General features: G+C 29.3%; 21 protein-coding genes. 19 read left to right on the top strand and 2 right to left on the bottom strand.

Annotated elements, in window-relative coordinates:
• The first annotated feature begins 71 nt into the window (after positions 1-71).
• The 14 genes from gcvH (at position 72) to ACULEV_RS14545 (ending at position 10,755) form a co-directional block, all read left to right on the top strand.
• Positions 72-452, top strand: coding sequence for a glycine cleavage system protein GcvH (gcvH, locus tag ACULEV_RS14610; RefSeq protein WP_445455779.1), 381 nt, complete (start codon positions 72-74; stop codon positions 450-452).
• On the top strand, positions 421-789 hold the full coding sequence (locus tag ACULEV_RS14605) for a VanZ family protein (protein WP_445455778.1): 369 nt from the start codon (positions 421-423) through the stop codon (positions 787-789). Before gcvH ends, ACULEV_RS14605 begins: the two co-directional genes overlap by 32 nt.
• Positions 790-852: 63 nt before the next feature.
• On the top strand, positions 853-1,599 hold the full coding sequence (locus ACULEV_RS14600) for an energy transducer TonB (protein WP_445455777.1): 747 nt from the start codon (positions 853-855) through the stop codon (positions 1,597-1,599).
• A gap of 112 nt (positions 1,600-1,711) precedes the next feature.
• Positions 1,712-2,485 (top strand): energy transducer TonB, encoded by a 774-nt coding sequence (locus ACULEV_RS14595; protein WP_445455776.1) that lies wholly within the window; start codon positions 1,712-1,714, stop codon positions 2,483-2,485.
• A gap of 78 nt (positions 2,486-2,563) precedes the next feature.
• Positions 2,564-3,307, top strand: a complete 744-nt coding sequence (gene deoC / locus ACULEV_RS14590) for a deoxyribose-phosphate aldolase (RefSeq protein WP_445455775.1) — start codon at positions 2,564-2,566, stop codon at positions 3,305-3,307.
• A 1-nt stretch (position 3,308) separates the two neighbouring features.
• The gene (locus ACULEV_RS14585; protein ID WP_445455774.1) at positions 3,309-5,420 is read left to right on the top strand and encodes a gliding motility protein RemB; all 2,112 of its coding nucleotides are present in this window, start codon (positions 3,309-3,311) and stop codon (positions 5,418-5,420) included.
• A gap of 94 nt (positions 5,421-5,514) precedes the next feature.
• Positions 5,515-6,417, top strand: coding sequence for a heme o synthase (gene cyoE / locus ACULEV_RS14580; protein ID WP_445458555.1), 903 nt, complete (start codon positions 5,515-5,517; stop codon positions 6,415-6,417).
• 1 nt (position 6,418) lies between these two features.
• Positions 6,419-7,006, top strand: a complete 588-nt coding sequence (locus ACULEV_RS14575; protein WP_445455773.1) for a cytochrome c oxidase subunit 3 — start codon at positions 6,419-6,421, stop codon at positions 7,004-7,006.
• A gap of 43 nt (positions 7,007-7,049) precedes the next feature.
• Positions 7,050-8,033, top strand: coding sequence for a cytochrome c oxidase subunit 3 (locus ACULEV_RS14570; protein ID WP_445455772.1), 984 nt, complete (start codon positions 7,050-7,052; stop codon positions 8,031-8,033).
• Positions 8,034-8,052: 19 nt separating this feature from the next.
• Entirely contained in the window at positions 8,053-8,403 is a 351-nt protein-coding gene (locus ACULEV_RS14565; RefSeq protein WP_445455771.1) for a cytochrome C oxidase subunit IV family protein, read from the top strand.
• 88 nt (positions 8,404-8,491) lie between these two features.
• A complete protein-coding gene (locus ACULEV_RS14560) occupies positions 8,492-9,196 on the top strand; it encodes a hypothetical protein (protein ID WP_445455770.1) in 705 nt (234 codons plus the stop codon).
• A gap of 6 nt (positions 9,197-9,202) precedes the next feature.
• Entirely contained in the window at positions 9,203-9,829 is a 627-nt protein-coding gene (locus ACULEV_RS14555) for an SCO family protein (protein WP_445455769.1), read from the top strand.
• Positions 9,830-9,932: 103 nt separating this feature from the next.
• On the top strand, positions 9,933-10,472 hold the full coding sequence (locus ACULEV_RS14550; protein ID WP_445455768.1) for a DUF420 domain-containing protein: 540 nt from the start codon (positions 9,933-9,935) through the stop codon (positions 10,470-10,472).
• Positions 10,465-10,755 carry a hypothetical protein gene (locus ACULEV_RS14545; protein WP_445455767.1) on the top strand — a complete coding sequence of 97 codons (291 nt, stop codon included), beginning with the start codon at positions 10,465-10,467 and terminating at the stop codon, positions 10,753-10,755. The genes ACULEV_RS14550 and ACULEV_RS14545 overlap by 8 nt, the downstream gene beginning before the upstream one ends.
• On the opposite strand, the gene ACULEV_RS14540 is transcribed toward ACULEV_RS14545, so the two are convergent.
• Positions 10,741-10,938, bottom strand: coding sequence for a helix-turn-helix domain-containing protein (locus tag ACULEV_RS14540; RefSeq protein ID WP_445455766.1), 198 nt, complete (start codon positions 10,936-10,938; stop codon positions 10,741-10,743). The genes ACULEV_RS14545 and ACULEV_RS14540 overlap by 15 nt on opposite strands.
• Before the next feature lie 139 nt (positions 10,939-11,077).
• On the opposite strand from ACULEV_RS14540, the gene ACULEV_RS14535 reads away from it, so the two are divergent.
• Positions 11,078-13,009 carry a T6SS effector amidase Tae4 family protein gene (locus tag ACULEV_RS14535; RefSeq protein ID WP_445455765.1) on the top strand — a complete coding sequence of 644 codons (1,932 nt, stop codon included), beginning with the start codon at positions 11,078-11,080 and terminating at the stop codon, positions 13,007-13,009.
• A gap of 11 nt (positions 13,010-13,020) precedes the next feature.
• Entirely contained in the window at positions 13,021-13,437 is a 417-nt protein-coding gene (locus ACULEV_RS14530; RefSeq protein ID WP_445455764.1) for a hypothetical protein, read from the top strand.
• Positions 13,438-13,641: 204 nt separating this feature from the next.
• Here ACULEV_RS14530 and ACULEV_RS14525 read toward each other — a convergent pair whose 3' ends face one another.
• Positions 13,642-15,033, bottom strand: a complete 1,392-nt coding sequence (locus tag ACULEV_RS14525) for a DUF4403 family protein (protein WP_445455763.1) — start codon at positions 15,031-15,033, stop codon at positions 13,642-13,644.
• Between the two features lie 101 nt (positions 15,034-15,134).
• Between ACULEV_RS14525 and ACULEV_RS14520 the strand changes: the two genes are divergently transcribed.
• The 3 genes from ACULEV_RS14520 to ACULEV_RS14510 all read left to right on the top strand — a co-directional run bounded on the left by ACULEV_RS14520 (position 15,135) and on the right by ACULEV_RS14510 (position 18,249).
• Positions 15,135-16,457, top strand: coding sequence for a TolC family protein (locus ACULEV_RS14520; RefSeq protein ID WP_445455762.1), 1,323 nt, complete (start codon positions 15,135-15,137; stop codon positions 16,455-16,457).
• Between the two features lie 3 nt (positions 16,458-16,460).
• Positions 16,461-17,768 carry an efflux RND transporter periplasmic adaptor subunit gene (locus ACULEV_RS14515; RefSeq protein WP_445455761.1) on the top strand — a complete coding sequence of 436 codons (1,308 nt, stop codon included), beginning with the start codon at positions 16,461-16,463 and terminating at the stop codon, positions 17,766-17,768.
• Positions 17,769-17,889: 121 nt separating this feature from the next.
• On the top strand, positions 17,890-18,249 hold the full coding sequence (locus tag ACULEV_RS14510) for a helix-turn-helix domain-containing protein (protein WP_445455760.1): 360 nt from the start codon (positions 17,890-17,892) through the stop codon (positions 18,247-18,249).
• Position 18,250 lies beyond the last annotated feature (1 nt).

The raw sequence follows: 18,250 nt of genomic DNA, 5'->3' as shown, positions 1-18,250 counted from the left end.
AAATATGATGCAACTTATTTTAGAATTAAATTATTAAAACTACATTTGTATAACGATTAAAAACACACAAAATGAATATACCATCAAACTTAAAGTACACAAAAGATCACGAATGGGTTTCTATTGACGGAGACATTGCAACAGTTGGAATAACAGATTTTGCACAAAAAGAATTAGGAGATATAGTTTATGTTGAAGTAGAAACTTTAGATCAAACTTTAGATAAAGATGAGGTTTTTGGTACTGTAGAAGCAGTTAAAACGGTGTCTGACTTATTTTTGCCTTTAACAGGTGAGATAATAGAGTTTAATGATAGTCTTGAATCTGATCCTGAAAAGGTAAATACAGATCCTTATGGAGATGGTTGGATGATTAAAGTTAAATTTTCAGATAGTGCTGAATTAGAAAAATTACTATCTAATGAAGATTACGCAGCACTTATCGGAGCGTAAGTTTCTCTATTTTGCTTTTTTTTGGAGTATATTTATTGGTTATATATGTTTAATAACTATAAAGAAAACTCCAACTTTAGTAAGTATTCCGTTTAAAGATAAAATAGCTCATTTTTTGTTTTATTTTATTCTGTTTTATTTGTGGAAGAAAGCTTTAAATGTTAAAAAAATAAAAAATCAAATAAAAATAGTTTTTGTAGTTGTGTTGTATGGCATAATTATTGAGGTATTTCAAGGGATATTTACTAGTGATCGTCATGCAGATATTTTTGATGTTTTGGCAAATACACTAGGAGCTGTTTCGGCATTTGTTTTTTTAAGATTTGTTAATAAATAAATCTTGAAAAAATTTTAAAACTATTTTTAAATTAATTATATTAGCGACCTCAAAAACAAAATTATGGAAGTAAAGAAAAATCCTAATGTTGATCCTAAAAGAAATAGCGGACTGTTTTTTCAGATAGGACTAGTAGCCGTTTTAGTGCTGACTTATATTGGAATTGAATTGAAATCGGAAGATCCAAGAGTTGAAAACGAAAAATTTGCATTAACAGATAATTTAGTGTTAGATGAAGAGGATGTGGTTTTAACTATGCCTCCTGTTCAAAGACTACCACCACCACCACCACCTGCACCTGAGGTAATTGAAGTGGTTAAAAATGAAATTAAATTAGAGGAAAAGAAAATTGAAACTACAGAAATTGAAGAGAACAAGCCTGTAGTTGTGGTTGAAGCTTCTGAAGTAGGGGCAACTGGTCCTAGTTTAGACGATATTCCAGATGAGATGCCTTTCGCGATTATTGAACAAATCCCTATGTTTCCTGGTTGTGAAGGAGTTGCTAAAAGTAAGCAGATGGATTGTTTTAACGAAAAAATGAATGCGCACATCAAGAAATATTTCAGTTATCCAGAAAGAGCTGCAGAAAATGGTTCTCAAGGTTCTGTAGCTGTTCAGTTTATGATTGATAAAGATGGTGTGGTAAAAGATATCCAAGTAAGAGGAAGAGGAATTAAACAAGATGCTGAATTGTTAGAACAAGAAGCACAAAGAATTATTTCTAAATTGCCTAAGTTTACTCCTGGAAAGCAAAGAGGAAAAGCGGTAAGAGTGAAATATGGTTTACCAATTACCTTTAAATTACAATAAGAAAGTGCATTCTTACATATAAAAATTCCAATCAGAAGATTGGAATTTTTTTTTGGCACATAATTTGTATATGTTTTGTTAACGAGATGTTAACATTTAAAACTATATAATAATGAGAGCAAAAGAAGATTTCAAGAAAAAAATGAAAAATAGCTTTATCTATTTTCAATTAGGCCTTATCGCAGCAATGTTAGTAGCCTTGTTTGTTTTAGAGTTTAATTTTAAGGATTCTAAAAAGAAAAGCGTTTGTCAATTTCCACCAATTGTTACTATTGAACCTGGATTTGAATACAGATTAGCAGATGTTAAACCAATTGAACCAAAAGTTACACCTAAACCTAAGGTAAATGTGGTTGTTCCTAAGCTAGTACTTCCTATATTGAATGATGTAGATGTTGTTGATAATAATAAAGTTCTGGAAAAAGAAAAAAATGCAACGCAAGATAATTCTCAGGCAACGGAAAATCAAGTAGAAACAAATACATCTCCAGTAAATACAGTAGGAACAGTTGAAGGACCTGTTGCTCCACCAACAATGCTTACTGTAGAACAATTACCTATGTTTAAAGCCTGTAAGGGTTTGAAAAGATCTGAGCAAAAAGCATGTTTTGATGAACAGTTAGCTAAAGTGATTTCTAAAAACTTAACTTATCCTGAAAGAGATTATGAAAATAGAAAGCAAGGAACAGCACTTATCGAATTTATAATTGATGAAAATGGAAATATAACAAATGTAAAACCATTAGAAAACAATAGATCTACTGAAGATATGAAAAAAGCAGCAGAGAAAGCAGTTAAAAGAATACCACAATTAATCCCTGCAAAACAAGGAAATAAGAATGTTAGAATTAAATATGCAATTCCAATTACATTTAAATTAAATTAATTCGAATTATTAACTAAAAAAAAGTCCCATATCAATGGGATTTTTTTATTTTTACCATATATTCTAAATAGAAATGCTATGCATATCGAACAATATCTAGATGCTACTTATTTAAAAACAGCAGAACAAGCTGGAATTTCTAAAAAAGACAATTTAGAAATTGTAAAAAAAAATATTCAGGAAGCCATACAATGTAATTTCAAATTGATTATGTTGCGTCCTGAGTTTGTTGCCTTGGCAAAGGAAATGATAATGGATTCAAATTCAAAAGTGACTATTGGAACTGTTATAGATTTTCCAAAAGGGGATAAGTCAACTGAATTTAAAATTGTTGAAGCAAAAAAGGCTATTAAAGATGGCGCTGATGATTTGGACTTTGTGATAGATTATGAAGCTTTTAAAAGAGGTGAAATAGATTTGGTTAAAGAACAGGTTTTATTTTGTACACAATTAGGATTAGATAATAATAAAATTGTAAAATGGATTATTGAAGTAGCTGCTTTAACCAATCATCAGATTGTGCAACTTTGCGCTTTAATAAAAAATACCATAATAGCACATTTTAAAGAGTCAAATTATGAGAACGTATTTATAAAATCATCTACGGGATTTTATAAAACTACAGATGGTTCTCCTAATGGCGCAACAATAGCAACTATAAAATTAATGTTGGAAAACTCTTTTCCTTTACCAGTTAAGGCTGCTGGAGGTGTAAGAAATTATCAAGAAGCAACTGAAATGATAAGATTAGGAGTAAAAAGAATAGGAACGTCAGCTGCAAAAACAATTGTTGAAGGCAAAGAGTCAAAATCAGATTATTAAAATGAAAAAATATATAAGCCTTCTTTTTCTTTTACTTAGTATTTCAATTTATTCTCAAGTAGAAAAGGAAACTTTTCCTGTTTTTCCTGAATGTGAAAATGTACAAGCTGAAGATCTAGAAAACTGTTTTTATAATACCTTGCAAAGTTTTGTGTATTCTAATTTTGTTGTTCCAAGCGAAATTAAAGAAAAGGAGTATAAAGGCAATGTTATTGTAGTTTTTGAAGTAGATACTGCTGGTTTTTTTAAAACAATATATATTGATGCTATTTCAAATGATTTAAAAGAGGAAACACAAAGAGTGTTTAGTGCTTTGCCTAAAATAAAATCAGCTAATTTTTCTGGAAGACCAACATATTCTAAGTTTACTCTGAAATTTGCGATTCCACTTTCAAATCCTGCTGAATATAAAAATGAAGTTGTTGAAGAGAGTCAAAATAAAACCAATACAGTTCTAATTGATAATTCAAAAGAATTAACTGAGTTTGAAGCGATAGAAAAATCCTATAAACCATTTAAGAATCCTAATTTTAATAGTGATTTAAATATTTCATTTACGCACTTGAATTATTATAATTTTGATGCATTATTAAATCAGGTAGGAAGTAATAATCATACTGCTACAAAACCATATTCTTATAATGAGGTTGCTAAATATTATGATTTTGAATTAGCTCAAAAAAGTTTGTTGAAAGAAAAAGAATCTTGGTGGGGAAGAAAGTTGTGGAATGAAAATTTAGTAGCAATTCAAGGTGAGGGATATTGGTTTACATTAAATCCAATTTTTGATTTAAGAATAGGGAAGGACACAGGAAGTGAATTGTCTAATACTTTTGTAAATACGAGAGGTGTGCAAGTACAAGGGGCTTTGGGTAAAAACATCACATTTACTTCTTCTATTTATGAAAGTCAAGGTCGTTTTGCAGATTATTATAACGTTTATGCTTCTAATTTAAGACCTTCTGGAGGAAACCCAGCTATTGTTCCAGGAATTGGAATTGCCAAATTGTTTAAGGAAGATGCGTTTGACTTTCCTTTAGCAGAAGCTAATCTTAAATATAAACCCAATGAATTTATAGATTTACAATTAGGATATGGTAGAAATTTTATAGGAGATGGATATCGTTCTTTGTTACAAAGTGATGCAACTAGTCCATACCCTTATTTTAAAATTAATACTACTTTTTGGAAAATTAAGTATACCAATACATATATGTGGTTGAAAGATGTTCGACCTGATGTAACTTTAGAAGGGACTTATGCAACAAAGTACATGGCAAGTCATTATTTGAGTTATAATGTGTCTAAACGATTAAATATTGGTTTGTTTGAAAGTGTGGTTTGGACGAATACTAATGATAGAGGATTTGATGTTAATTTTGTGAATCCAATTATTTTTTACAGAGCAGTAGAGTTTTCTTCCTCTTCAAAAAGTGGAAATGCAGTTCTAGGTGCAACGGCTAAATATAAATGGAATAATCAAATTAATTTTTACGGACAGTTTCTTCTTGATGAATTTGCTATTGGTGATGTTAGAGAAGGAAATAAAAGTTGGAGAAATAAATTTGGATACCAAATTGGTGCTAAATATTATGATGCGTTCAAGATTAAAAATTTAATGCTTCAAATAGAATATAATCATGTAAGACCTTATGTGTATTCACATAGTAACCCTTTAACAAATTATGGTCATAATAATCAAAGTATGGGTCATGCATGGGGAGGAAATTTTAGGGAATTAATTGGAATAGCTAGATATTTTAATGGAAGGTATTTTGGAGAAGTAAAATTCACCTATGGTCAAAGAGGTTTTGATTTTAATTCTAGTACAGATAGTTTTAATTACGGAGGTGATATTTATTTGAATTATGAGGATAATAGACCTTTTGATACTGGTGTAACAGTGGCTCAAGGAAATAAAACTAATATCATGATAGCAGATTTGCAGTTAGGTTATGTCGTTAATCCTTCTTCAAATTTAAAGATTTTTGGAAGTTTTTTATATCGTGATTTCAATCCAAAGATTCAAACGGCAACACTACAAAAATCAAATACAACTTGGTTTTCTGTGGGTATAAGAAGTGATTTATTTAATTGGTATTTTGATTATTAACATTTATTAGTCAATTTTTCTCTTATAATTTAGACATAAATCAAAAATCTTATTTGTATCTTTGCGCCCAATTAAACAAGGATATCTGTTAATTTTGGGTACTTTAAATCATACTATTTCTAAACCATCTCTTTTTTCGAGTTTTGTTGCTATTACAAAAGCTAGATTGGCTATAAGTGTAGTTTTTTCTACATTAGCTGGCTATTTGCTAGGTGTTTCTAATTGGACAAATCAAAATTGGATTACTTTACTACTTTTGCTATTAGGAGGCTATTGTATGGTAGGTGCTTCTAATGTTTTTAATCAAATTATTGAAAAAGATTTAGATGCATTAATGGATAGAACTAAAAATCGTCCATTACCAGCAGGAACAATAACAAAACAAAATGCTTTTATATTAGGAGTTGTGCTTACAGTGTTAGGTTTGGCAATTTTGTATTATGTCAATGCCAAAACAGCTATGTTTGGTGCGATATCTATCTTTTTATATGTAAGTTTATATACGCCATTAAAAACGGTAACACCTTTATCTGTATTCGTTGGTGCTTTTCCAGGTGCTATTCCATATATGTTAGGTTGGGTTGCAGCAACAGGTCATTTTGGTATAGAAGCAGGAACCTTATTTATTATTCAGTTTTTCTGGCAATTCCCTCATTTTTGGGCTATTGGCTGGTTTTTATATGATGATTATAAAAAAGCAGGTTTCTTTATGTTGCCAACAGGGAAAAGAGATAAAAAAACAGCTTTACAAACTATATTATATACAATTTGGATGATAATTGCTTCTGTTATTCCTGCATTTGGATTTACAGGGAAATTATTTTTGACAAAATTTTCTGCTGTTCTAGTTTTGCTGTTAGGCTTGTGGATGTTATTTTATGCCATAAAACTCTATAAAGAAATGGATGCAAAAGCTGCTAGAAAGTTAATGATTGTAAGTGTATCTTATATTTCGTTATTACAAATAATATTTATTTTGGATAAATTTTTAAGATAAAATGGAGACAAAAATGACTTTGGAAGAACATAATGCGAGGAAATCAAGAACTTATAAAATGTTGTTGATTTTCGGTATGATGAGTATATTAATGATTTTTGCTGGATTAACTAGTGCATACGTTGTTAGTAAGTCAAGACCCGATTGGTTAAATGAATTTCAATTGCCAAGTGCTTTTATATGGAGTACTTTAGTTATGATAACAAGTAGTGTTACCTTTATTTTGGCACTTAAAGCAATAAAAAAATCAAATAATAAATCTACTGCGCTTTTGTTGTGGGCAACACTTTTGCTTGGTCTTTTATTTGTGTTTTTACAATTTAAAGGTTTTGGTCAAGTTATTGAAAATGGCTATTTTTTTACAGGAAGCGAAAGTAATGTAACGACCTCTTTTTTATATATTGTTGTTTTGGTACATTTGGCTCACCTTTTAGGAGGTTTTATTTCATTAATTATAGTAATTTATAATCATTATAAACAAAAGTATAATGCTGTACAAACCCTTGGTATTGAACTAAGTGCGATGTATTGGCATTTTATGGATTTTATTTGGGTATATTTGTTTTTATTTTTCTATTTTTTCAAATAGAAAAAAAGTAATAAATTTGGGAACTTTTTAACAATTAAATTATATGGGAGCGACAGTTACTTCACATGACGATCACGCTTTGCTAGACGGAGGACCAGGACCAATGGGAGCAACCTATGGTAAATTAATGATGTGGTTTTTTATCTTATCAGATGCATTAACATTTTCAGGATTCCTTGCGGCTTATGGTTTTTCAAGATTTAAATTTATAGGAACTTGGCCTATAGCCGATGAAGTGTTTACTCACTTTCCATTTTTACACGGTGTAGATGCACCAATGTATTATGTGGCTTTAATGACATTTATTCTTATTTTCTCTTCAGTTACTATGGTTCTTGCTGTAGATGCTGGTCATCATTTGAAAAAAGGGAAAGTTGCTTTTTATATGTTTTTAACTATCATTGGTGGACTTATTTTCCTAGGTTCTCAAGCATGGGAATGGAAAAATTTTATAAAAGGTGAATATGGAGCTGTTGAAACTACTGGTGGTTCAATACTTCAATTTGGTAAGTTAGATAAAGAAGGAAAATTCGAAAGAGTAGCTTTAGCCGATTTTGCTTTGGTTTTACCAGAAGAAAGAGAACAATTAACTCGTGATAAAGGATTTTGGTTCATGGATGAATCTTCATTACCATCTTATTCGGTAAATGAAGTGGTAGAAGGTTTTAAGGCAAAAAATGACTTGGTTATTTTATCTGAAAAAATTCATGATAAAGAAAAAATAGCTTTAAATAGAGAACAATCATTAGCTAGAATAAATGATGCAAAATATGTTGTAGAAGGAGCTAATTTAATTAGAAACGAATACGGACATAAATTGTTTGCAAATTTCTTCTTCTTTATTACTGGATTCCACGGTTTCCACGTTTTTACAGGAGTACTTATTAATATTATAATTTTCTTCAATGTAATTTTAGGAACATATGAAAAGAGAAGAAGTTATGAAATGGTTGAAAAAGTTGGATTATATTGGCACTTTGTAGATTTAGTTTGGGTATTTGTATTCACATTCTTCTACTTAGTATAATTATATAAAAAGAAAAGTTATGGCACACGCACACGAATCAAATACAAAAAGAATTTGGGTTGTTTTTGGACTTCTTTCAGTAATTACAACCGTTGAAGTTGCTTTAGGTATTATTAAACCAGATTTTTTATTTAGAGGTCACTTTTTATCTACAAGTTTATTAAACTGGATATTTATTATTCTAACGTTAGTAAAAGCATATTACATTATGTGGGCTTTTATGCACTTAGAGGGAGAAAAAGCTAGTTTACGTTGGTCTATAGTTGCACCTTTAGTGTTTTTAATTCTTTATTTATGTTTTATTGTTCTTGTAGAAGGAGATTACATTTATGAAGTATTTAAAAATGGACATTTTAAATGGATATTTTAACCTTTGTTTAGATATATTAAATCCCGATATTCATCGGGATTTTTTTTACTTTTGTAGTAACTAAATAATGCCTAAAAAAGTTTAACAGATGAAAAATAAAGTTGTTCTTATCATTCTTTTCATTTTGCCTATAGTTACCTATCTTATTTTTGCTTCTGCCAAACATAATTCTCTATTTCTTCCAACGCTTTCTGAAAATAATTCCGAAATTCCTCAAGATTGGACTGCACTAAGAAATGAGAAAGTGCAATTGAAAGATAAAATTACTATTTTAGGTTTTACGGGAACAGATATGGTCGAGTTTAAAGCTAATATGTTTAATTTAAATCAAAAAATTTATAATAAATATTTTGGATTTGAAGATTTTCAACTGGTTATGATTGCTCCAATAGGCACAGAAGTTGAAATTCAACAAATGATTTCAGAATTAGATCGTATTACTGAAGATATGAAAGGATGGAAATTTGTTTTTGCTACTCCTGATCAAATTCAAAGATATCATGACAGTTTGCATTTGAAAACGAGTTTGAATGCTAATGCAGGTACACCAAATGTTATTATTTTGGATAAAAACATCAATCATAGAGGAAGAATTGGAAAGAATAAAAAAGGAGAAGAAGAGTTTAGAGAAAGCTATAATTCTTCGTCAGCAGCCGATTTGCATAATGAAATGACAGATGATGTGAAAATTATTTTAAGAGAATATCGTTTGGCTTTAAAAAAGAATAAAAGAAAAGACGAATTCAAAGATAATATTGTAAATGAAGTGGAAAAATCTTCTCAAGCTAAATAATAAATTATGAAGAATAAATCATATATAGGAATTACCTTTATTGTTTTGATTTTCGGAATTTGGGCTATTCCAAAAATAATAGCTAAATTTCAAAAATCAGATTTACATACAATGGGTCATGTACCAGCTTTTGAGCTGACTGACCAAAATAACAAAAAGATAACGGACAAAGATTATTTAGGAAAGGTATATGTTGTAGAATTTTTCTTTTCAACATGTCCCACAATTTGTCCTATTATGAATCAAAACATGTTGGAATTGCAAGAGGAATTTTATGGAAACCCAAAATTTGGAATAGCATCTATAACAATTAACCCTGCATTTGATATACCAACAGTTTTAAAGCAACATGCCGATTTATTAGGAGTAAAACATTATAATTGGCATTTACTCACAGGAGATAAAGACTATATTTATAAATTAGCAAATCAAGGGTTTAATATTTACACTGGTGAAAACAAAAAAGTTGCTGGTGGTTTTGAGCACTCGGGATTATTTGCTTTAATTGATAAAGAAGGAAATATTAGATGTAGAAAAGATGAATTTGGGAATCCTATTCTATATTATGATGGTATTGAAAAAGAAGGTATTCAAGCCATAAAAGAAGATATTAAAAAATTATTAGAAGAATAAAATTAAAGTGTGATTTGCGAAGTCTGATTGATAAAGTTAAAAGTAAGTTTTAAGATTATTTAGCTTTTTAAAATTGGTGTTGCAAAAAAATATAATAAATCAAATGGAGAATAATAATATAGAAACCAAATACAATAAATTAATTATAGTATTGTCAGTAATTATTCCTTTAGCAGTTGCTATTCTTTTTGGTGTAAACCTGAGAAAAATGGGATATGATGTGCAACCTTTAACATTTTTGCCACCTATTTATGCTACAATAAATGGAGTGACAGCTATTTTATTAATTGTTGCTGTAATTGCTGTTAAAAACGGAAATAGAACCTTGCATGAGCGTTTAATGAAACTGGCAATATTGTGTTCGGTTTTATTCTTAGTAATGTATGTTGCCTATCACATGACTTCAGATTCTACTTCTTTTGGAGGTGAAGGAGTTATTCGTTATGTATATTTCTTTATTTTAATTACCCATATTGTATTGTCAATAGTAATCATTCCATTGGTTCTAATTACTTATGTAAAAGCCTTAGCACAACGATTTGATAAACATAAAAAAATAGCAAAAATTACCTTTCCTATTTGGTTATATGTGGCTATTACTGGAGTTGTAGTTTACTTAATGATTTCTCCTTATTATGCTTAACGAAGAACAAAGAACAAAGAACAAAGATAAAAGATGGTTTAGTAGAAGAGTTTTCTTAGTTCTATTCTCTATATTCTATTCTCTATATTCTTTTCCTCAATGCGCTATGTGTAGAGCAGCTTTAGAAAGTGAAGAAAGTGGCGTGCAAGCAGAAGCCATTAACGATGGAATTGTTTATCTTATGGTAATTCCTTACCTTTTAGTTGCAGTGGCTGGTTACGCTATTTATAGAATGAAATATGCTAAGAAAAAAGAGGAAAACGTAGAATTAAAAATCAAATAATTCTTTAGGTTCAATTTCAAGAGCTTTAGCTATACTGTAAATGTTTGACAAAGAAGTATTAACCACACCTCTTTCAATTCTACTAATTACAGAGACATCTACATCACAATCAATAGCAAGTTGAGCTTGAGTTATATGCTTGGCTAATCTTATTTTTTTAAGATTAGAGCCAAACTTTTTCATAAATTTTATATCTACATTTTTACGCACATACAAAATTTGTTTATTATCCTAAAAATTACATAGGAGTTATTGTCCTAGTTAGTAATATTTTTTTTACTTTTGCGTTTATCAAAAATACTATTAACTTTATATTCTCTATATGAAAAAACTAAAACCCTTATTATTTGCCTTTATTATTTTGTTTTTTACCAATTGTGAAAAGGATTTTGATATAGATGAAGTTACCACTAATAAAAACAACTTTAATTTCAAAACAATTACTTTTAATGAAGTAGCAAAAATTAATAAAAAAGTATCGCTAAAAGTTTTAGAATTAAAAAACGATTTTTCACAAAGAAATGCTATTATTCAAGGCGTTTTAGTAGACACTACAAACATTGTGCATTTACAAAGGGAAGATGGCTTCAATTCTTTTTCATTTAAAGTACAACAAGATGTCAACCTTAATCATTTTCAAAATTTAATTATAGAAAATTTTCCTAATGGAGAACAAAGAACCTTATTAGTAAAATTTAATCTAAATACTCCTTTACTGTTCTTAGACCAACAATCTATTTCAAATGCTACTACTTCTATCGAAGTAACTAATTTGTCAAACAACACTTCTGCCAATAGAGGAACAGGATCAGATTGTATAACAGTAGGTTATTATGAAACAGTTGATGCATGTGGAGGAGAATTAGTTACACCAGATGAAAACCCGAGATGTTTCAATGCTGACGGAACTAGAGCTACCAAAGAAGTATTTATAACTCTTGCAGAAGATTGCAGCGAAGATGGAGGTGGTGGAGACGGTGGTTATAATGGAAATCCAAATGACCCAAATAATGGAGGGAATAATGGTTCAAACGGTGGTGGTACTTATAATGGTTCTGGTATATTTATACCTAATATTTATAATGGTGATGAAGACCCAACTAACTCTGAATTTGTTCTTGCAGGTCAAGTAGCTAACTATTTTAATGCCTTACCTCAAAATATAAGATCACTTACAAGTAATAATACTTGGGTGTATGCCTATCTAGTAGAATATTTTAAAAATCATGGCAATACAGTTAATAATAGAAATACACCAAATGCTACAACAGCACTAAATAATTTTTATAATTTTCAATTAAATTCTTACAGCCCTAATTTATCACATGTGGCTCATGAAAAATTAAACTTTTGGGCTTATTATAATTTTTTGAACAATAATCTTATGAATGTTAATACACAAACAATTTTTGATATTAGAGATTATGTCATACAAACGGCTAGTTCACAAAATAATGAATCTATTATAGATTATCTTTTTAATGATTATCAATCTAACGGAGCTATACTTTTTGCGTACGAATTATTGATTTACTCTTTTGAAAACTCTCTAGATAGTAATTTTGTTAGTTGGTCTTTGGATTATAGATCAAATAACCCAGACGTAACTTTAGAACAATTTAAGAATTGGTTTTTAACACCACGGGAAGGACAAGATTTTTTTTATGATGAAGATTATTGGGAAAATCCTGATTTAGCATTTGAACAGCAAGATTTACCAAGTTGGGATGATTTTGATTTATCATATCCAAGAATGAATGGTGCGGATTTAGTAGATTTAGTGGGTGGGGATGTTGAAACCGCTTATAGTAATTATCCATCACTGTCTAGAGGCTATTGTGCATTAAAAGTTTCAAGAGCATTAAATTATTCAGGTGTTAATATTCCTCAAATAACAACAACCTCTGGAAATCCAGGGACAATACAAGGAAGTGATGGTAAATATTATTTTTTAAATGCTAAAGCTTTAAATAAATGGATGAGAGAAACATTTGGAACCAATCCATCAACTTCTTCAACACCTTATAATGAAAATCATATTCATATTGAAGGGTCTGAGGGAGGGATAAATGGAGAGAATTATCCCGATTTGACTTCTGGAGTAAAAGGGATTTTTTCATTAGTCTCTACAAATTCCCAATGGGCATCTGGTCATGCAGATTTAATTAATGAAGGAGAATGTGTTTTTGGATGTCATTTTTACGACTCACCACCAGCTCCAATCGAGTATATTGATATTTGGAAATTAGACTAAAAATACAGAAAATGAAAAAAATAATAATTTTAATAGTAGTAATATTTGCATCTTGTAACACTTATAAAAGAGATAAGTTTTCGTATTATCAGAATGAAAAAAAAACATGGGTAAACTCATACAAATATGAAGTTTTTTATGGATGTATTAATGAAGGGTTGGAAAACGATAGTTTAAGAATAGTTCTTAAAAATAAAGACCTTTTCAATGCTAATTTAGATTTAGATTTTGAAATAATCAATCAAGCAAGACTTTTAGGAAAAAAGATTATTCAAGAATTACCAAAAGCTAATATTAAAATCGATAAAGGAGAAGAACATTTGTTAAATAAAAATTTTATATCTTATAGTTGTTTAAATTATTATGCAAGTAGAGAATTAGATTCAATTGCAGAGAAAGCCTATAAAGATTATCTTTTATCAAAGTAAAAAACACGCTTTATGTATTACTCCCAAAAAGCTAGATACTCATTTGGGAGCATTTTTATGGAAAGAAAAGTCAAGTATGATTATGCATTTAAGTTAGAATGTGTAGATTTTGTTTTAAAGAAACATTATTCAAATGTATAACATATAAAACAACAGACTCTTCAGAAGATTCATTATAAAATTGTATGAAGCAACGGAATAAATTTACTCCATTCCGTCAATTCTAATTTTCATTTTTCCATTGGTAGAAATGAAAGCTATAATTGCTTTGTTGGTTAATTCTACTTTTTCAAATGTGAAATCGCTCATTGTTCCATTTATAAAAACACCCTTCATAGGAGAATAATTATTCAAATAAGTAGACATGTTCTTTTTGCCTTCATTCATATTCTCTTGAATGGAATACCTACAATTTTCTTGGATTTTGCGTAGAATAGTGCCTTGTGCTAACCAGTTGGCCGATTTTAATAACACACTTTTAGTATTCAATACATAATCTAATTTGTCAAAAAATATTTCTTTAGTTACTGTATTATATTGTGGATAACCCGATAAATAGATAGTTCCACTTACAGAACCTAATAAATCCAAAGCAATAATTAATTTTCCTTCATTTTGCCAAAGATTTACTTTTTGAACCGTTACTTTTTTACCTCCAGAACCAAATTCTTGTCCTTGAAAGTTCTTAGTAATTACTTTTGAAGCACTTTCATAAGTAGAAACGGCTGCAACTGCTACTTCAAATTCATCTGGGATTTTTGTGACAGGTTTTAAAATCAATTTATTTTTATCAAATGTATTTTTAGGTTCTTGACCTATCATGGTTTGCATGGTACATTTTAAACCCATATCCATGGTTATTTTACTGTTTTTTAGTTCAGCTTCTGTTACATATAATTCTACAGGAACTAATTTAAACCACGCTTCATAAGCATCATTTGTTAAAAAAGGAGTGCTTATTTTTTCCATAGTATCTAAAACCATAGGTTTAAAATCGCAAGAAGTATCAATAGCATCATCAATCATTTTAGCAATTTTACTTTTAAAAATGGCAAGTGTTGGATTAATTATATAAGTAATAGGTACTTTTTTGCCAGCAATGACAATGTTTGGACTTTCGCTCCAATTAAAATCTTTAATAGTTGATTTTGTTGTTAGTTTCCAATTGTATAAATGTGCCTTACTGTTTAGCGTAATTATCCCGTTTAAATTAATTTCTTTGGTGTCATTTAAACCCATGAAACTCGTTCCATATCTTATTTTAGTCCAAATTTTTATTGGAATTTCGGAAATAATTTCCCCATTAATTTCTGTTAGATGAATAGGAGCAGTTTTCCAAATTTTCATTTCCGTGTCATCATCATCAATGTTAGTATCTTCATAAATTAATCCATTCATGTTTTTGTTTAAAAGCATTTCAATATCTTTTAAATTAATTTCTGTTGGTAAAGAAATAAAAGAAGTTTTATTTTTAAAGACCATAGGACTATCGTCTGATAAAGGTGGTTTTAATGCTTCAATTTTACTTGTTGTACCACAAGAAACCAAGAAAGATAATAGAGGAGTTACTAAAAGAAGATTGATGATGTATTTCATTTTCAAATAATTTGACCACAAAAATAAAATATTATATGATTAGTGTAACAAAAACTTCTTTTTTTGGTCTTATAAGAAAATTCATTTATAAATTATCCATAATGATAACTAAAAGAATACTTATTTTTTTCTTACTCATAGGAATAAATGTTTTTGCACAAGAAAAGAAATGGACTTTGCAAGAATGTGTAGACTATGCAATTAAGAATAACATTTCAATAAAACAATCGGAGTTAGATTTAGAAACCACTGATGTTGAAAAATTAGAGGCTATTGGAAGTTTTTTGCCAACACTTAATGGTAATGCTAATTATAGTATTAATACAGGAGCTAATATTAATCCTGCTACCAATCAATTTGAAAACCAAACTTTTAAATCTTTTTCTGCTTCAGCAAATTCTAATATCACTTTATTTAATGGATTGGCTAATTGGAAGACATTACAAAGAACAAAATTAAATAAAATTGCAAATGAATATCGTTTAGATAAAATGAAGGACGACATTGCTTTGTCTGTAGCCAATTCTTATTTGCAAATACTATTTAATAAAGAGCAGTTAAAAGTTCAAAAGAACCAAAATCAAATTACTAAAGAGAATATTAAAAGAACACAAGAGTTAATTGATGCTGGTTCTGTTCCTGCAGGTGATATTTATGAACTAATAGCAACTGACGCTACTCAAGAACAACAAATAATAAGTACTGAAAATGCTTTATTGATTTCTAAAATAGCACTTTGTCAAACGTTATTACTAGAAGAATATGCTAGTTTTGATGTTTCAGATGAAGCTATAGATGTTCCAATGACTAATATTGTTAATGAAAGTCAAGAAGCTATTTTAGCAAAAGCAAAAGAAGCAGTTAATGATATAAAAATCGCTGAATCTAATGTTTCCATTGCTAAAAAAGATTTGTCGATAACTCGATCATCTTATTTGCCAACTTTAACTGGTTTTATAGGTTATAATACTAGATGGTCAGAAAGTGCAGTTTTAAGTTTTGCAGATCAATTGTCTTTATTTGATGGTACTGCTATTGGTTTACAATTAAATGTTCCTATTTTAAATGGTTTCTCAACAAGAGGAAGAGTGCAACGTTCAAAAATAAATTTGCAAAGAACACAATTTCAATTTAAACAAGCAGAATTAGATTTAGAAAGAAATGTGTATCAGGCATATAATGATGTAATCAATGCAAAAAAATCTTTTGAAGCAGCTCAAAAAACTTTGGAAGCTAGAAAATTAGCTTATGATTTTGCTAAAGAAAGATATGAAGTAGGTTTAATGAATTCTTTCGATTTTACTCAATCTTCAATTACTTTAGAAAACGCTCAATCTGATGTGTTAAGAACAAAATATGATTACATCTTTAGAACAAAAATATTAGAATTTTATTTCGGAATACCATTAATTCAAAAACAATAAACCATGTCAAAGAAATCGATATACATCTTATTAGGAACCATTATAGGTTTAATTATAGTGTTAGTTGCATTAAAAAAAGGAGGCGTTATAGGTAATAATGACGATAGTAAAGAGGTTGAAGTTGCCAAAGTGAGCCAAATGAGCATTGTAGAAACAGTTTCTGCAACTGGAAAAATTCAACCAGAAATTGAAGTAAAAATATCGTCTGAAGTTTCAGGTGAAATTATTCAATTACCTATTAAAGAAGGTCAACAAGTAAAGAAAGGTGATTTATTGGTAAAAATAAATCCAGATATATATGTTTCAGGTGTAAATAGAACAGCTGCTTCGTTATCAACAACAAAAGCTGGTTTAAGCCAAGCTGAAGCTCAAGTTAAAGAGGCAAAAGCAAATTATAATAGAAATAAACCTTTGTTTGAAAAAGGAGTTATTTCAAAGTCAGAATGGGATAGAATTTTGTCTGCTTATGAAGTAGCAGAAGCAAATAAACAATCGGCTTATTTTAATGTGCAAAGTGCTTCGGCTACTTTAACAGAAGCTAAAGACAATTTAGGAAGAACTACTATTTATGCTCCTGCAGATGGAACCATTTCATTATTGTCTGTGGAGTTAGGAGAACGTGTTTTAGGAACCCAACAAATGGCTGGAACTGAAATTCTTCGTGTGGCTAACTTAAATAATATGGAAGTAGAAGTAGATGTTAATGAAAATGATATAGTAAAAGTAACCGTTGGTGATTCTGCTAAGATTGAAGTAGATGCTTATTTAAAGAAAGAATTTAAAGGAATTGTTACTAGTATTTCTAATTCGGCTAGTTCTGCTTTAACTGCAGATCAAGTAACTAATTTTAAAGTAAAAGTTAGAATTTTAAAAGAATCTTATGAAGATTTATTAAAAGGAAAAGCACCTAATTATTCTCCATTTCGTCCAGGAATGACTGCAACAGTAGATATTATTACTACTAAAAAACAAAATATTATAGGTGTACCAATTAGTGCCGTTGTGATTAAAGAAGATACGACTTCTACTAAAAAAGATATTGTTGCCGAACTTGAAAAAGAAGAAGAGCAAAATAAAGGTACTTATAATCCTGATCAAAAATTTGAATGCGTATTTGTAAAAGTGGGAGACAAAGCAAAATTAAGAGTTGTTAAAACCGGTATTCAAGATGATACCAACATTGAAATAATGGAAGGATTGAAAAAAGGAGAAGAAATTATTACTGGTCCTTATTTAATGGTTTCCAAAGATTTGAATACTAACGATAAAGTAAAAGTAGCAGGAAATAAAGACGATAAAATAAAAAAGTAGTTGAATAGTTAAGGTTATTTTTTTGAGACGCAAATTTTATTTGCGTCTTTTTTTGTTTTACAGTATAACTTGAAAAATTTAAAATTATATTTGTAAATACATTTTTTAAAATTGTAAGAGTATGGAAGTAGGTATAAAAATTAAAAGATTAAGAGAGCAACATAAATTATCGCAACCAGAGCTAGCGCATAAACTAGACATTGCACAAACTACTTTAAGCAATATAGAAAGCGGGCAAACACAAAAAATAGATTTTGCTTTAATGGACAAAATTTGTAAAGAATTTGATGTCGATTTGGGCTATTTTACCGAAAGCAAACAGGTAAATAAAGTAAAAAAGAATGAAGGAACAATTGCTTATAATGTTGGAACTGTGTACAATTTTCCGGAAAATTTAATTGAGCAATTACAATCTTTAGTTACTGAAATTAAAACCAAAGACGCTAAAATAAAGGAGTTGGAAGATTTGTTGAAGAAGTAGT

The sequence above is a fragment of the Flavobacterium sp. HNIBRBA15423 genome (assembly GCF_052655965.1).
Note: the sequence above shows the minus strand (reverse complement) of the source record. Positions and strands in the feature narration are given on the sequence as shown.

Excerpts from the sequence above, each read along its gene's own strand:
- gcvH (WP_445455779.1), top strand. The coding sequence starts at position 72 with ATGAATATACCATCAAACTTAAAGTACACAAAAGATCACGAATGGGTT.
- ACULEV_RS14605 (WP_445455778.1), top strand. The coding sequence starts at position 421 with ATGAAGATTACGCAGCACTTATCGGAGCGTAAGTTTCTCTATTTTGCT.
- ACULEV_RS14600 (WP_445455777.1), top strand. The coding sequence starts at position 853 with ATGGAAGTAAAGAAAAATCCTAATGTTGATCCTAAAAGAAATAGCGGA.
- ACULEV_RS14595 (WP_445455776.1), top strand. The coding sequence starts at position 1,712 with ATGAGAGCAAAAGAAGATTTCAAGAAAAAAATGAAAAATAGCTTTATC.
- deoC (WP_445455775.1), top strand. The coding sequence starts at position 2,564 with ATGCATATCGAACAATATCTAGATGCTACTTATTTAAAAACAGCAGAA.
- ACULEV_RS14585 (WP_445455774.1), top strand. The coding sequence starts at position 3,309 with ATGAAAAAATATATAAGCCTTCTTTTTCTTTTACTTAGTATTTCAATT.
- ACULEV_RS14575 (WP_445455773.1), top strand. The coding sequence starts at position 6,419 with ATGGAGACAAAAATGACTTTGGAAGAACATAATGCGAGGAAATCAAGA.
- ACULEV_RS14570 (WP_445455772.1), top strand. The coding sequence starts at position 7,050 with ATGGGAGCGACAGTTACTTCACATGACGATCACGCTTTGCTAGACGGA.
- ACULEV_RS14565 (WP_445455771.1), top strand. The coding sequence starts at position 8,053 with ATGGCACACGCACACGAATCAAATACAAAAAGAATTTGGGTTGTTTTT.
- ACULEV_RS14560 (WP_445455770.1), top strand. The coding sequence starts at position 8,492 with ATGAAAAATAAAGTTGTTCTTATCATTCTTTTCATTTTGCCTATAGTT.
- ACULEV_RS14555 (WP_445455769.1), top strand. The coding sequence starts at position 9,203 with ATGAAGAATAAATCATATATAGGAATTACCTTTATTGTTTTGATTTTC.
- ACULEV_RS14550 (WP_445455768.1), top strand. The coding sequence starts at position 9,933 with ATGGAGAATAATAATATAGAAACCAAATACAATAAATTAATTATAGTA.
- ACULEV_RS14545 (WP_445455767.1), top strand. The coding sequence starts at position 10,465 with ATGCTTAACGAAGAACAAAGAACAAAGAACAAAGATAAAAGATGGTTT.
- ACULEV_RS14540 (WP_445455766.1), bottom strand. The coding sequence starts at position 10,938 with ATGAAAAAGTTTGGCTCTAATCTTAAAAAAATAAGATTAGCCAAGCAT.
- ACULEV_RS14535 (WP_445455765.1), top strand. The coding sequence starts at position 11,078 with ATGAAAAAACTAAAACCCTTATTATTTGCCTTTATTATTTTGTTTTTT.
- ACULEV_RS14530 (WP_445455764.1), top strand. The coding sequence starts at position 13,021 with ATGAAAAAAATAATAATTTTAATAGTAGTAATATTTGCATCTTGTAAC.
- ACULEV_RS14525 (WP_445455763.1), bottom strand. The coding sequence starts at position 15,033 with ATGAAATACATCATCAATCTTCTTTTAGTAACTCCTCTATTATCTTTC.
- ACULEV_RS14520 (WP_445455762.1), top strand. The coding sequence starts at position 15,135 with ATGATAACTAAAAGAATACTTATTTTTTTCTTACTCATAGGAATAAAT.
- ACULEV_RS14515 (WP_445455761.1), top strand. The coding sequence starts at position 16,461 with ATGTCAAAGAAATCGATATACATCTTATTAGGAACCATTATAGGTTTA.
- ACULEV_RS14510 (WP_445455760.1), top strand. The coding sequence starts at position 17,890 with ATGGAAGTAGGTATAAAAATTAAAAGATTAAGAGAGCAACATAAATTA.